Origin of the sequence: Legionella saoudiensis (assembly GCF_001465875.1) — a bacterium.
Lineage (GTDB): Bacteria > Pseudomonadota > Gammaproteobacteria > Legionellales > Legionellaceae > Legionella > Legionella saoudiensis.
Window position 1 is genome coordinate 334,132 of sequence record NZ_LN901322.1, and the last position, 15,247, is coordinate 349,378.

Genomic DNA, 15,247 nt, shown 5'->3' on the forward strand with positions numbered 1-15,247 from the left:
AAAATTAATTATTTAATATGCTCAGACTAATGCATGAGCTTCATTTTTTAACCCAATAATCTAAACGAAAATCCTTATTCCGTTCGCTATGTTTTAACTCAAAGATGCCCAAGGAATGAATTATAGAATGCACTTCATCACCACTAAGAATATGGTCTTCAGAGGTGCCTAACCAGTGTGATGCCAAGAGGTAGAACGGTGGGGTGCAGGTTGTGGCAATATTTTTAATAATATTGCGCCATTCTTCACGGCTAAAATAATACCCAATTTCACTTAAGATAATTAAATCCGCTTTGGACGGGATCGAATAATTTCCTAATGAGCCCCATTGAATGCGCACATTCTTTAATCCACAACAGCGTATTTGGGCCGCAAGAGTAGCAGTAGAAGAAATATCAATCGCCTCTACAAATTCGGCTAAATGAGCTAATTGTTCTGTTAAAATTCCTATTGAGCAACCTGCTTCAAAAACATAACTCGGTTTTTGGTGGTGGACGATCTCGCAAATTCGCTTATAACGGTTTAATTCATAGGTGCTCGAAGCAAAGTGCCAGGGATCGGGATTATTTTGATATAACGATTCAAAAAAATTAGCTTTAATATTCATAGGACATACCCTAGATTGAATAAATACAAACGACCAGTAAATTAAGTATTCCTCTTTATTCATAGTGTAGGACATCGGTGGCTTTATATCATTTCAGTAGGTGTAATTACTAATACAACCTAGGGTAACCCTTTATTATTGATACTTGCTGTTGGTATCAGGAAAACTTGCAAAAGGCCTCCTGTTATGGTGCTACCTGTAGTAGACGGTAGGCTCCGGGGAAATTGCAACGTTTCTCCAGAAGTGTTTTTCATACGTATGTTTTCACTAACTGTATCAGCTAATATTAGTTTATGGAGCGATGCTTAAGGAATTTACATGATCACTTTATATTCATATCCGCAATTATTCGGTTTACCTGATAATAATCCTTTTGGTTTAAAAGTAGATACTTTTTTACGATTGGCAAAAATCCCCTATCAACATGAGCATATTTTGGATACAAAAAGTGCCCCTCGCGGCCAATTACCCTATCTGGTTGATGATCAAGAAACCGTTACTGATAGTAATGTGATAATTAATTACTTAATTGAAAAGTATGAAATTTCAATAGATAAAACATTAACTAGTGAACAAAAAAACCTTCATTTCTTAATTACTAGAATGCTGGATGGCCATTTATACTGGGTAATGTCTTATTCTCGTTGGCAAGATGAAGAATTTTGGCCCTTATTTAAGAATGAATTTTTAAAACAATTGCAAGATATTCCAGAAAGCATACTTGATAATGCAAGATGCTATAACATTGAGAAATATAACTACCAGGGCATTGGACGCTACTCAAAAGAAGAAATTTATCAGTCAGGGATTGATGACTTGAGCGCAATTTGTGCTTTATTAGCGAACAGAGGTTTTATCTTTGGTAAAACAGTCCATAGTATTGATGCTTGCTGTTATAGCTTCTTAGCAAATATTTACTATTTTGACATTAACACGCCGCTAAAAGAATTTATTGTGAAAAACGCTAAACTTGCTCGTTATGTTAATAGAGTTCGCGAGTTATTAATGTACTAGCACAAATAATGGTTCTGTCGAAAAAATTCACCCAACAGGAGAGAATTTTTATAACTCCGTCCACGATGCTTGAGTGGCACCATGTGCCGAACTCCATTTACATCGATAACGTATCTGTAATACATTTTCTATTGCAATCCATATAAAACTTCTTGCAAAGTATTAAAGTCATAGATGAAACCATGCTGGAGCAACCTTTGTGGATATACTCTTTCCGAATCGGTTAATACAACAAATGACTCACCAATTATTAGTTTTAAAAACTTTTCTGGAATGGGCAAGCCTGCACCCCATTTTACCCACCGCAACGTTCGTAGCAAATCCTTATTTCTACAAGGATGTGGTGCCGTTAGGTTAATTGCACCGTCACGAATTTCTGTATTATGGGCAATAAACTCTATAGCTTTCACAACATCATAAATATGCACAAACGGAACAAACTGATTTCCTGTACCTAATTTGCCTACATAACACATTCCAAAAAATTTTAAATAAGTCCAAAGACTACTTTCTCTTGATAAAACATGCCCAATCCTTAAATTTACTACATTGCAATTTGCCTTGTTGGCTCTTTTTTCTATTTCTTTGCAAACTTCTACTCTAAATTTAGTTCCAGGCTCCTTACCAATAACGGGTTCGCTTTCTTCCGTTAAAACCGCATCTCCAGCATCTCCATAATATCCTGCGGCTGAAGCTTGAAGATATTTTAAAGGTTTTTCGCAAGCACGCTCAATGTTCGCTAGTATCGTTGCAATTACTTGATACCGAGATTCGGCGATGTTTTCTTTTACAGCGGAACTCCATCTTTTCGCGCCTGGATTTGCTCCACTTAAATTTAATATGATGGTATTTTTATTAATGAGATCAGACCAATCCTCACTAATTAGTCTTAATTTGACTCCTTCAATATTCATGCGTGTAGTTGCAGAGCGGCTTAAACAATATACGTCATATCCTTTTTTAATGAAGGCTATACAAACCTCTTTTCCAATCATGCCAGAGCCTCCAGCGATAATAAGCCGTCTTTTTGTGAAGCAATTGCTTTTTTCAATTTGAAAGTTGCCATAATAATGCAATAGAGGACCAACGAGCGGCATGGAAATAGTACCGTTAAATTCCCATCCTTCTTCGGTTGGTTTTTCGGTCCAAACAGATTTTGGCAATAAAAATTTGGGTAAAGGGATTTTAAATAAGTTAAAAAAAGTTAGCCCCTGAGACTCATATTTAAGCGATTTATCTAATTGAAATTTTATAGTATAAATAAATTGAAAGGCCTGGTTCCAAATACCGCCGAGACCTTCACTTAAATAAATTTTCCTTTTAAATCCACAATAAGAGGAGTGTGTAGTGGCGTAAGTTTTTTGTTGCGGTTTTTTAGCACCAAAAACCCTTTTCCATAGTTGAACATCAGGAGATAAATTAATTACTTCCGCATAAAAAGGTTGCTCACACATTTCATTAGGCAGCCCTACCAAAAATCCGATAACTTTTGCTCTTAAAGATGGTTTTTCAACAGTAACAACTCCAAATCCGCTGCCCCCAGTTTTGGAAGTTTTAAAATTTTTTATGTGTTTGTCTAACAGGTGAATGGTAGGAAAAACTCTTGTAAATAAAGAGCTGTCATTCTCTGTATTTGGTAAAGGAGGGGCTTGCCAATAAAGCCTTTTTCTTGAACCACCTAAACTCAAAGAGACTAAATAGTCAAAAATATGTTGTTGTAATGAGGGGAAAGTAAGCGCTACTGAGCGCATTAAACCATTTCTTATAATTTGAAGGAGTGGATTTTTAACCTGACCTATCATCGCAATGAAATCAGCAAAATCCTGTACCGTTTTAGCCCGTGGCTTTCTTTCCTGTTCGAATTCCGATATACCGTGTAAATAATCAACCCTGTTTAATTTAGAAGCCAAACAAGCAGCATCTTCTATACACAAACCCGCACCTTGAGCAACATTGGGTGCTGTAGCGTGGGCGGCATCCCCCATTAACACAATACGTTTATCTTTCGAGGTCCATGGGAACCTGTCAACACTTTGGATTTTAGCAATATCTGTTCTTATTATGTCGCCCGTTAAATTAAGTAGTTCTTTATAATCAACAACAATGTCACCCATCTCGTTGCGAACAGGTTGCCATGTGTGAATTAAATCTAATAAAAACGCCTTAGTCTCTGCATCTATTCTTTTAACCCCGATAGTAGGAGATAAGAATTTATGATTCTTATTTGTTTTTATGGCAATAAACCAAAAAACGAAAGGAGGCTTTAATGGAACATATCCAAAACGAATCGCATGCGTTTCATTTTCTTTCGAGAGTCCACTTCCCCAAGTTTCGAATGAAGCAGACCACCAATGGCACGAGGAGCCATCAGGAATTTGAGTATTTGCCCGAAAATAGGTATAACCTAGATCAGTCGGAAGAACCGGAGGTAGTCCTAATTCACGCATCAGAGCGTTTCTTATTTTTGAATGAATTCCATCACAAGCAATAAGTAAATCCCCTTTGTATATTTTATTATCTTCACTGATAAGGACGACTTGCTCTTTAGTTCGTTCATAGTGGGAAATTTTTTGGGAGGTAATTATTTCAATATCATTACAATTATATAACCCTGCGGCTAACAGATTCATTAAATCATGACGCTCCAAACATTGCACTGGGAAGCGATCATTGAAGTCTTTAGATGCGCGCGCCAAAACTCTTCCACTGGAGTCTCGGTAACTTGGCAAGGGCATAAGGAAACCAAACTGATTAATAAAATTTTGGTAATCGGGTATATTTCTTAATAAAGATTGGCTTGGGGGCCAAATTCCAATTCCTCCACCGATACCTAACTTCTTGAGGCAGTTAGGCCGTGATTCGAATATGGATACTCGGATCTTATTTTTTTTATTGCCATGAACTAGAAAATTAGCTAGGGCTAAACCTGATATTCCACTTCCTACTATAAGAACATGGATTGATTTACTCACAGTGTTACCTCCTAGCGAACTCTTCGTTTATTAAAACAAAAACTATTGATAATATAAAGTGTTGAACACCTGGCTGCATAACCAATTTTAACAAAAGAGTTCTAATTAGTTGATTTTCATTAATGGCTGAGGGTACCCAAGCTCATATCATTAAATATTTTTCTAAAATATAGCTCCCCATTTTGAACCACTGATAGCAGACCAAATCATATTGAATTGTAAGCCATCACGCTGACTCATTTGTAAATACGAGTGAAGTTTCTCCCATGTGATTTTTTCAACAGGATATTGATTGTCTAAAATAGTAAATGAATACAGCTTGCCTCTTCGGCCATATTCAAATACATACACTGAATCAAAATTATCATCAGACCAATCAGCAGGCTTCGAGGTCGCGCCCAATGCTACTGCTAAATCCGGTAAATTCTTATGATTCCAACAAATGACTATTATCTTATTGTTAAACTTCTCATGCGTCAAAATATGATTGGCTAGCTTTTGATATTCTGCTCCAGTAAATTTGCGATTAATTGGATGACTGTTGAAAGGTTCTTCTGGATGAAACTGAGCAGTGATATTTGCTAAAGGGGCAATTGTTTGTAATTCTCGAATAGAGACTTCCCCTCCTTTTTCATCATTAGGACTTTTTGCGAAAAAGAAATCAGGCTCACCAAAATTGTTTAAAAAATAGTAAGCGAATTTAATGGAACGAACTAGACCTTGGGCAGAGAGGGCTTGGCTTCTATTTGTTTGAACTGCTTTATCGGCATGACGTATCACCACTATTTTTTTGGGTACACAAAATGCTTGCTGACAGAATAATATCAACCATACCGAAATGAGTAATTTTTTCACTTGATTCTCCCTTAAATTAAACCTATTTACTGTATGGGTTTAAAATGGTGCTTTGTCCATTCATTACACTTATGAGAAAAATGAGGAGAATTCCTAATATAGGATTGTGTTTGGCTTTTTAAATTGATAAGAAACAATATGAATAATACTTGATCTCAACGACCCCCTATCTGGATAGGAAGTAAAAAATGAAGGCTTGCGTTATTTAAGAGACTTTTTAAATAAAAAAGCCCCATCAGCTTAACTGACAGGGCTTTTAAAGTCGCTAACTGGATTACTTAGCAGCTGCGGCTTTCTTTTCTTTCTCTTTAGCAATTACTGCTTCAGCTACGCTGCTTGGGCAAGGAGCATAGTGTGAGAATTCCATTGAGAATTGACCACGTCCTGAAGTCAGAGTACGTAAGGTACTGATATACCCAAACATTTCAGAAAGTGGAACATCAGCTTTAATACGTACGCCAGCAGCGCTTGGCTCTTGACCAGAAATCATACCGCGACGACGGTTTAAGTCACCAATTACGTTACCTACATCATCTTCAGTACTGTAAACGTCAACTTTCATAACTGGCTCAAGCAATTGTGGTGCCGCCTTTGGAATCGATTGGCGGAATGCGCCTTTTGCTGCAATTTCGAACGCAATCGCTGAAGAGTCAACAGGGTGATAAGCACCATCTGTAAGAGTAACTACTACGTCTAATACAGGGAAACCCGCTAACGTACCAGTACCCATCATTGAACGGAAGCCTTTCTCAATTGCAGGGAAGAATTCTTTAGGAACGTTACCACCTACAACAGTTGAAGCGAATGTAAATCCAGAATTTGGTTCGCCTGGGGCAATTGTATAGTCAATTTTACCGTACTGACCAGAACCACCTGATTGCTTCTTATGCGTATAACTATCTTCAACTTGTTTAGTAATTGTTTCGCGGTAAGCAACCTGTGGCTGACCTACGATTAATTCAACATCATAAGTACGCTTTAGAATATCCACTTTAATATCGAGGTGTAATTCACCCATACCACGAAGAATTGTTTCGCCTGAATCTTCATCAGTTTCCACTCTAAAAGTAGGATCTTCTGCAACCATTTTACCAATCGCAATGGCCATTTTCTCAGTTGAACCTTTATCTTTTGGCGAAACTGCAATAGAAATTACAGGCTCAGGGAATACCATCGCTTCAAGCGTACATTCATGGTTAGGATCGCAAAGTGTGTGACCAGTACGAACGTTTTTCATACCTACAATTGCAATAATATCGCCGGCTTCAGCGCTTTGTAATTCATTACGCTCATTCGCCTGCATTTCAACCATACGGCCAACACGTTCCGTTTTACCAGTAAAGGAGTTAAGAATAGTATCCCCTTTATTTAGTCTTCCTGAGTAAATACGTACGAAGGTTAACGCACCAAAACGGTCATCCATAATTTTGAATGCTAAGGCACGGAATGGCTCATCAGGAGAAACGATTGCGAATTGACCATTTGGCTCACCTTCAGCATCAGTTAAAGGCTGTGGGCTCACCTCATGAGGAGCTGGTAAATAGTCAACTACTGCGTCTAATAATAATTGCATACCTTTATTTTTGAATGCTGAACCGCAATAAGTTGGGAAGAATGCTAATTCAAGCGTACCTTTACGGATGCAACGCTTAATGTCTTCTATTGAAGGCTCTTCGCCATCTAAATAGGCCATTAGCAAGTCATCATCCATTTCCAGAGCTGTTTCAATTAATTGTGCACGATACATTTCAACATCATCATGCATATCAGCGGGTACATCTGTAATTGTGTAGTTTTCTGGCTGCCCAGTTTCATCCCAAACGTATGCTTTACGAGATAATAAATCAACAACACCTACGAAGCTGTCTTCGAAACCGATAGGCAAAGTCATAATTAAAGGATTTGCACCCAATACTTTTTTAATTTGCTCGGTCACTTTCAAGAAGTTCGCACCAATACGGTCGAGCTTGTTTACGAAAATTAAACGAGATACTTTGGAATTGTTCGCATAACGCCAGTTTGTTTCAGATTGAGGTTCCACACCGCCTGAACCACAGAACACTCCGATACCGCCATCGAGTACTTTTAGTGAACGGTATACTTCTACAGTGAAGTCCACGTGTCCTGGGGTATCGATAACGTTGAAGCGATGACCTTTCCAGAAGCAACTTACAGCTGCAGATTGAATAGTAATACCGCGCTCAGCTTCTTGTTCCATGAAATCGGTTGTTGATTCACCTTCGTGAACCTCACCCATTCTGTGAATTCTACCAGTTAACTTAAGAATACGTTCGGTAGTGGTGGTTTTTCCGGCATCTACGTGGGCGAAGATTCCAATGTTTCTATAAAGGTTTAAGTCAGTCATAATACTCTTATAAAATTTAATGGATAATAAATTGTCGCATATTGTACAGCATTTTATCCTGATTTGCAGCAGGACTTATTCCATTTTTTATGATTATTTCTTCTATTGGTTTACAAAGCGTGGGAACTCATACTAATTAAAGTACGTACTGCTGATGGAAAAGTTCTTTTGATATTATTTTTATCCATAATAAACCATAATGGTTAAATATAGAACCAATTTAAACGAAATTCTAATTTTGCCTAAAAAATATTTAATTTATTGGTAGGATAGGGAAAAAAGCATGTTCATGCTGCTATTTCCAGCTCATGGCGCCATTAAAACGTCATCCCCTACTCATTTGGGATGACATTTTTTTCTTTAGCCTATTAATCAGTTAGTTTTTTTTGAATTAATTTAGCTTCTTTTAAATGTTTTTCCAACTTGGGTCTTGTTTCCAACAATAATCTTCCCAACGCTGGATTAGATACGTTTCTAAGTAGACTGTGATCCATCATATGAAGTACTTGTTCATGATCTCGGATCATCATTTTAATATACTCTTTTTCCAATTCCTTATTCTTTAAAGTTGATAATTGGCTTAATTCTTTTTTATTATGTTGCTTTAAGGAGTTAGTTATTGCCGTAGAAACAATACCAATATGTTCGTTTTTGCTTAATTCCATGGCCTTATTTAAATTTTCAGTATGCTCCTTCTTTAACATTTGCGCATAATTCTTAACTTGAGGGGAAAGTGATTTGTTTAAAACCTCATTAGCTGCTGCAATTTCACCCTCATCCGCTGTGATTAAAATAGTTAAAATTTCACTGTCCTTTTTAGTCTGAACAGCATTCGAGGTTTTTATAAAGAAAAAGGCGTTGATAAAAAATAATACGACCAAAAAGGAAAAGAAATTTTTTCTTGCATTCATAAAACGATCCTTTTATCTATGTTGTGAGCCGTCTAATATTAAAAAAAGACGATAAATAGACAATTAGGAATTTCATTAGCAATATTATGGAAAGCCTTAGAGGAGTAAATCCATTTGATCTTGGTGTAAGATCAAATGGATGGTGTCATTTTAATGCCTTGGACTACTTAATTCATGAGATTTATTTTGTTGATGAACATTTCTTTTTACTTTTCTTTCTATGTTTTCTGTTTTTTCTTTCAGTTCTGAAAAACTATTTAACCAATTACGCTCGGTAATAGCATACAAGTTTTCCATATACTCAAGAAGGCTGTAGCCGTTTTTAATGAATGCATCCATATTCTTTTCTATAAACTCATAGGGTTTATTAGGCATTAAGAAATCATGTGGATTGAAATAGGATAAATTGCGTAGGGTTTTTAAATTTAGATCAATCACATCATGCATTTGATTTTTTAAATAATTAGCTCCTTCCTGTCTTTGATTTTCCATTTTAATCTCCATTAATTTTTGGACATTTCCCACTTCATTAAAAATTTTTAATTAGACTCACTTAAATAATTCCTTTTATTTAATAAGTGAAACCGGAGGAATAATAAAGCAGGATTTATTTATAAATAACCTCTAGGGTAAACCATAACCCCATCATTAAAACACTAATTTTTTTTTCTTACCATGCACATTACTATTAATTTGCTTTTTCTTATACTGACACTTATAAATAAGGAATTTTATGAAAACGATTAAATTAATAGCCTCTTCTTGTCTTTTCCTCTTCGCTGCAGCGGGTTTTTCAGCAGAAAACTCTCAGACCACAGGATCAAATTGGACCTGCTCTACCAATGCAAGCAGGGCTTCTAGCACAGCAGAGAAACAAGCTGATGATAATATGTCCCAACAAGCACGTTCAGCTAAAGATGCCTTTAATTATGCAGTACAAAATTGCCGTGACTGCACAAAAATCACCTGTAAATCAGGTCGTTAATACAATGAGTTTTCAATCCCGTAAGGGGATTGAAAACTCATTTGATTTATGCAGGACCGCCACGCGTTAATAAAACAATAAGCAAGATAACAATAATTAACCCCACACCACCACTAGGATAATATCCCCATCCGCTGCTGTAGGGCCATGTTGGTAATAATGCCAATAAAATTACAATCAAAATAATAAAATAAAGTAAGTTCATAATTTGTCCTTAATTGCTATTTTAAAATCCTTCATTTTAATAATGAATTAGCTTATCTATTACGGCAATTAAGGTATTCCTTAGGAATCTATTTAGAGGTTTAACTTGTTGATTATTTATTTCTTCGTGACTTTGGAAGATTATTAAAAATAATAGCGCCACTCATTCCATGAACAATTATGGAGATAAGGACAATCAAAAGAGTTATTCGCCACAATTGTTGCCCATAATTAAAATTACCAATGCGATTTAGTGCATAAGAAAGATAGTAAAAAGACCCCACCCCTCGAATGCCAAATATGGAAATGATTATCTTATTTGGGGTACTGGTTTTGGATTTGCTTAAACTAATCAAAGCACAAACAGGCCGGATAAATAACAAAAAGAAAAATGAAAGGAGGACTTCTTTCCAACTTAAATCAATAAAAATGCCTTGATAAATAAATATTGCCATTAAAAGTAATAAAACTGGGATAATAAGACGCTCTACTTGTTCCGAAAAATTATATAAAATATTATGAAAATGGTGATCCCGTTTATAATGCCTAAAAGTATGAGAGGCAATAAATGCACCTAAAAACCCATTCCCATAAGCTAGTTGTGTCGCGCCATAAGCCAGGAAAACTAAAGCAATGGCGGTAAAATCATCCCTTATTGCCATCTGCTTCGGCGGCTTTAAAAGAAGCTTGGCCGTATAATGCCCAATGAGAAATCCCATAAAAATACCGACTGCAATTCGCCATAAAAAATCGACCCCAAACCACATGGCGAGAGATTTTTCGCTAGCTGCTGACGAGATGAAAATAAGCGCTAAAGTAACAAAGGGGAATGCCAAACCATCGTTTAGCCCCGCCTCACTGGTTAAAGCAAAACGTACATCATGCTCTCCTCCCTCTCCAGGTGGGCCAACTTGCACATCACTTGCTAAAACAGGATCTGTAGGTGCGATTAATGCTGCTAATAATAAAGCGATGGGAAAAGGTAAATTGATAAAACACATTGCGGCTAAAGTCATGGTAACAATACACAAAGGCATGGCAATGCCTAAAAGTAACCACGTATCCTTCCAAGAATGCAGCCCTATTTTTCGATCAATTTTTAATCCTGCACCCAACAAAGAGATAAGAATAGCTAATTCAGTGAGGTATTCCGTTAATACACTATTTTTTAAAGGGCTAACATAGGGGAAATTAGTATTAATCGCACAAATTAGAATTCCTATCCCTAACCAAATCATTGATAAAGAAAGCGGCATATGAATTAATTTTTGCGGTAGCCAAGCTGACGCCAAAAAAGCTAATCCTAAAAGGAAAAAAATGATGTCATAATTGGCCACCTACATTCATCCTGTCTTGTTTTTACCCCTCTAAAGAAAGCGCGCAACTTTCCTTGCAAAGCACATTCAGAGGTTTATCCAAATACAAATTAACGAACTCATTGTGCACCAAAATGTGTGAATCATGAGTATATTTTTCGCACAAATGGATGTAGCAGGCATTTGGGAGAATCTCAATTTCATAAAGATTGCCACGAAAGCCTATTTTGAACTTTAAGCGCGTAATCCATTCTGGTAATTGTGGATTAACCGACAATAAACCGTGTTTTATTTTGAGACCTGAAAATTCTTTAAATAAAACCGATAAGGTGCCGACCATTACCCCTAGATGAATGCCTTCTTGTGTCGTTCCTCCCTGAGTATCTTTAAAATCACTAATTAGCGCTTCTTGATAAAGGCGTGTTGCTTCTTGAGGATTCTTTTTAAACAACATGGAAGCAAAAGTAATTTTACTTAAAGTGGAACCATGAGAGGTCCGTTGCAAATAATATTGAATAGTATAATCGCGAATGCTTTCATCATAGTGATAACCTAACTGATGAAATATGCGCTGTATTTCCCGCTCTTCCAGTAAATAAAACAACATTAATGCATCAGGCTGCTTGGCAATTTGATATTCGTTAGGATCCTGTTTTTCAGCTTTTAAAATACGGTCCAACCGCTCCATGTTGGGGTATTTTTGTTGATAAGAATCCCAATCAAATTCTTTTAATCGCTCATAGCCCTCAAATTGACATAATAATTTGTTATGAAACGGAATAAACATTTTAAAGACAATGGATTGCCATTTATTTAATTGCTCTTCACTAATGTTTAATGTTTCACATAAATGCGCTAATTGTTTTTTACTGAGGATCTCACGTAATTCAAGCGCACGTTCCAAAACCCAGACCGCCATCACGTTTGTATATGCGTTATTATTTAAACCAGGTTCTTCTGTATTAGGATAACGCTCATGATATTCATCAGGCCCCATAACCCCATTAATTTCATAGCGGTCTTTACTGGGGTTAAATACCACCATGCTGCTAATGAATTTGGCTATTTCAAGAATTAGTTCCGCCCCATAATGACTTAAGAAACGTATGTCATCAGTGATTAGATAATAATTCCAAATATTATAAACAATGGCCATATTCACATGACGTTGGTAACGGCTCAAATCTGGCCCCCATTGGGATGAGTGGGGATTTAAATGAAACTTTTGCGTTTCCTCCTCTCCATTACTAGCGCTTTGCCAAGGAAACATTGCGCCGTCATATCCTGACTCTCTAGCCAATTTCCGCGCTGCATTCAAACGGTGGTAACGATACATGAGTAAGGATCGTGCCACTTCAGGAAAATTAAAAATGAAAAAAGGTAAAATAAAAAGCTCATCCCAAAAAACATGTCCCCGGTATGCTTCACCATGTAAACCGCGCGCCGGGATCCCATAATCTCGGTTGATACTATGTTTTGATAAAGACTGCAAAGCATGAAAAATATGCATACGCACGAGCTGTTGCTCATTGCTTTGTGTTTCAATTTCAATATCGGCCCGATCCCACAAATGCTTCCATGAAACCATATGCTTTGTTAATAAAGAAGAAAATGAAACTTGCTCGTCTTGAATCGCATTAAGAGCATCAGTAAGGTTTTCACTAATAGCATGATCTTTAGAACTGTAAATGCTTAAGAGCTTTGTGACACTAATCTTTTCATTAGCCACCAACTGAACTGAAAATTCCTGATGAATGTCTTTTTCTTCTTCAATAATATGAGCAGCTAAATTAAGTTTATTTTTTTGCCAATAAATTTCAGTTTTTACTACTTCCGCTACTTCCACATGCGATTGGTTGGTTCTTGCTTGCAGGTAAATATATCCACCGCCCAAAGCCCCTTTTTTTAATATCTCAAGATGCTGATTATTTAATTCGCGATAACGCGGAACGCCATTATTTGTTACATCTCCAATTAAAGAAGAGCGAATCGTAATCCTACCCTCCCAGTTTTCCGAAGTAATTGAATAGCGAATTCCCGCAAAATGCGGGTTATGTTGGCTGACAAAACGGATGCTATTAATTACAAAGACCCGCTCGTTCTCATCTTTAAAACGAAGTGTACGTTTTACAATTCCCTTTTTAAGATGGAGCATTTCACAGTAAGATAATAGAACCACATTATTAATATCAAACCATTCCTCACCATCAATTTTAAAGGTAATTGGCAGCCAATTAGGCAAATTCACCAAATCTTCATTTACTAAATTCTGATTTGAGACAGTACTGGCCAGGCGATTGTAAATACCAGCAAAATAAGTGCCAGGATAATGATTCTCAGATTGATGGTCTTCATGAGCTCCCCGTGTGGAAAAATATCCATTTCCCAAGGTAAATAATGTTTCACGCAAGCGTACTGATTCAACATCAAAATTACAATAACTGATAATCCAATGACTCATAACATACTTCCTTATAACAATTCATATTTTCAAGAAAATTTTGCACTTCAAGAGGCGAGTTTAAAAAATAATGAGCATGCGTTTTTTGAAACTCATTAGTGACCTTTATCGTAATGCCATTGGTTATAAATTTTTTAAACGCATCCTCATCAGTAACATCATCGCCAATGTATATTGGAATTAATTTTGTGTTTTTACTCTTAAATTGATTAAGAATATTGGCTGAAGCTGTGCCTTTATTCCAAGGAATATTAGGGCGAATTTCAAAAACTTTTTTCCCTGAAAATCGTGCTAATTTTGGATGATTTTTAATGATATTATCAATTTTATAGGAAATAAAGTCATGTAAACCTTCATCGACTAGACGATAATGAACTGATAAGGAAAATATTTTATTTTCAATGAGGCAACCATCTATAGGCTCTAAAATTGGACTTAGTTTCTCATAAACAACCTGCACATCCTCCTTAAACTCATCACCAATTTGGTAAAAAATTTCCGAGTTTTTTGGGCCTTCTAATTGCAAACCATGATTACCCGAATAAAAAAGCGTAGGAATCGCGATATGTTTTTTTAAATTTCCTAGTTCTCTACCACTGATAATAACCGTGGGATACTTTTGCGAACAATAAGTAAGGCAATCCTGCATTTCTTGCGATAAAACAGCTTGTTCTGGCCTTGCTGCAATAGGGGTTAACGTCCCATCATAATCTAGAAAAATAGCGAAATCGTAACCTTCATGAATTAAATCTAATATTATTGGGAAGGCATTAAATGCTGATTCCGGTGCATGCTTAGGCGCATGAAACAGGTAATGATGTAATAATTTCTGGCTGCTGGAAAGGTTGGGAATAATATAATCAGCCTCCAAGCTTAAGAACTCTGAATATAATTTATTTCTTCGATCCAGGGCGATTACATGAAAACCTCCATCTTTAGCCGCCTTGACTCCTGATAGGGCATCTTCAACCACGATGCATTCATGCGGAAGTAGGTTTAACCGTTTTGCTGCTTCAATAAAAATTGCTGGATGGGGCTTTCCCGGGAGATTCAATTCTTCGGAAATCACGCCATCAATGCATACTGGAAACAGGTGTTCTACTTGCGCGCTTTTTAAAACATGCGCACAATTTTTACTGGAAGAAATAATGGCAATTGCATAATTATTTTCTAGCAGAAGATTAATAAATTCCAGTGTATCCTGATAACATTCCACAGGTTCTTTAGTAAGTATTTCCAGAAATACCTTATTTTTCCTATTACAAATTGCTTTAATGTATTCATCCATTGTTGGATAAGAGCCAGGAATCTCTTCAAAGGAAATTTCTCGTGAAATAAGAAAATTTCTAAGGCCATCTATTCTGGGAATTCCATCAAGGTAATAAAAATATTCTTTTTCAGTAAAAGGGAAATTTTTTTCAGGATTAATTCGCACTAATAACTCATCAATAACCATTCTCCATGCTCTAAAATGAATTGATGCAGTTTTTGTGACAACGCCATCCATGTCAAATATAATGCCTTTAATTCTCATAATTTACCATTTCCTATATCCGG

At 36.4% G+C, this 15,247-nt stretch carries 12 protein-coding genes; 2 read left to right on the plus strand and 10 right to left on the minus strand.

The window, feature by feature from the left end; genetic code table 11:
- Nucleotides 1–40: 40 nt before the first annotated feature.
- Entirely contained in the window at nucleotides 41–607 is a 567-nt protein-coding gene (locus BN3124_RS05815; RefSeq protein WP_058533851.1) for an SAM-dependent methyltransferase, read from the minus strand.
- Nucleotides 608–925: 318 nt separating this feature from the next.
- Between BN3124_RS05815 and BN3124_RS05820 the strand changes: the two genes are divergently transcribed.
- Nucleotides 926–1,621, plus strand: a complete 696-nt coding sequence (locus BN3124_RS05820; RefSeq protein WP_058533852.1) for a glutathione S-transferase family protein — start codon at nucleotides 926–928, stop codon at nucleotides 1,619–1,621.
- Nucleotides 1,622–1,749: 128 nt separating this feature from the next.
- On the opposite strand, the gene BN3124_RS05825 is transcribed toward BN3124_RS05820, so the two are convergent.
- From BN3124_RS05825 to BN3124_RS05845, 5 genes are all read right to left on the minus strand, one after another.
- Nucleotides 1,750–4,593, minus strand: a complete 2,844-nt coding sequence (locus tag BN3124_RS05825; protein WP_058533853.1) for a DUF1731 domain-containing protein — start codon at nucleotides 4,591–4,593, stop codon at nucleotides 1,750–1,752.
- 162 nt (nucleotides 4,594–4,755) lie between these two features.
- Nucleotides 4,756–5,448 (minus strand): hypothetical protein, encoded by a 693-nt coding sequence (locus BN3124_RS05830; RefSeq protein ID WP_058533854.1) that lies wholly within the window; start codon nucleotides 5,446–5,448, stop codon nucleotides 4,756–4,758.
- A 274-nt stretch (nucleotides 5,449–5,722) separates the two neighbouring features.
- Nucleotides 5,723–7,813 carry an elongation factor G gene (gene fusA, locus BN3124_RS05835; protein ID WP_058533855.1) on the minus strand — a complete coding sequence of 697 codons (2,091 nt, stop codon included), beginning with the start codon at nucleotides 7,811–7,813 and terminating at the stop codon, nucleotides 5,723–5,725.
- Between the two features lie 368 nt (nucleotides 7,814–8,181).
- Nucleotides 8,182–8,724 carry a DUF4142 domain-containing protein gene (locus BN3124_RS05840; protein WP_058533856.1) on the minus strand — a complete coding sequence of 181 codons (543 nt, stop codon included), beginning with the start codon at nucleotides 8,722–8,724 and terminating at the stop codon, nucleotides 8,182–8,184.
- A 150-nt stretch (nucleotides 8,725–8,874) separates the two neighbouring features.
- Nucleotides 8,875–9,216, minus strand: a complete 342-nt coding sequence (locus tag BN3124_RS05845) for a hypothetical protein (RefSeq protein WP_058533857.1) — start codon at nucleotides 9,214–9,216, stop codon at nucleotides 8,875–8,877.
- A 241-nt stretch (nucleotides 9,217–9,457) separates the two neighbouring features.
- Here BN3124_RS05845 and BN3124_RS05850 point away from each other — a divergent pair, with 241 nt between their 5' ends.
- On the plus strand, nucleotides 9,458–9,709 hold the full coding sequence (locus tag BN3124_RS05850; RefSeq protein WP_058533858.1) for a hypothetical protein: 252 nt from the start codon (nucleotides 9,458–9,460) through the stop codon (nucleotides 9,707–9,709).
- Between the two features lie 46 nt (nucleotides 9,710–9,755).
- Here BN3124_RS05850 and BN3124_RS16805 read toward each other — a convergent pair whose 3' ends face one another.
- From BN3124_RS16805 to otsB, 4 genes are all read right to left on the minus strand, one after another.
- Nucleotides 9,756–9,914 carry a DUF3309 family protein gene (locus BN3124_RS16805; RefSeq protein ID WP_078061494.1) on the minus strand — a complete coding sequence of 53 codons (159 nt, stop codon included), beginning with the start codon at nucleotides 9,912–9,914 and terminating at the stop codon, nucleotides 9,756–9,758.
- A gap of 112 nt (nucleotides 9,915–10,026) precedes the next feature.
- Nucleotides 10,027–11,250, minus strand: coding sequence for a cation:proton antiporter (locus BN3124_RS05855; protein ID WP_058533859.1), 1,224 nt, complete (start codon nucleotides 11,248–11,250; stop codon nucleotides 10,027–10,029).
- Nucleotides 11,251–11,272: 22 nt separating this feature from the next.
- Entirely contained in the window at nucleotides 11,273–13,690 is a 2,418-nt protein-coding gene (locus BN3124_RS05860; protein WP_058533860.1) for a glycoside hydrolase family 65 protein, read from the minus strand.
- Nucleotides 13,662–15,224, minus strand: a complete 1,563-nt coding sequence (otsB, locus tag BN3124_RS05865) for a trehalose-phosphatase (RefSeq protein WP_058533861.1) — start codon at nucleotides 15,222–15,224, stop codon at nucleotides 13,662–13,664. Before otsB ends, BN3124_RS05860 begins: the two co-directional genes overlap by 29 nt.
- Nucleotides 15,225–15,247 lie beyond the last annotated feature (23 nt).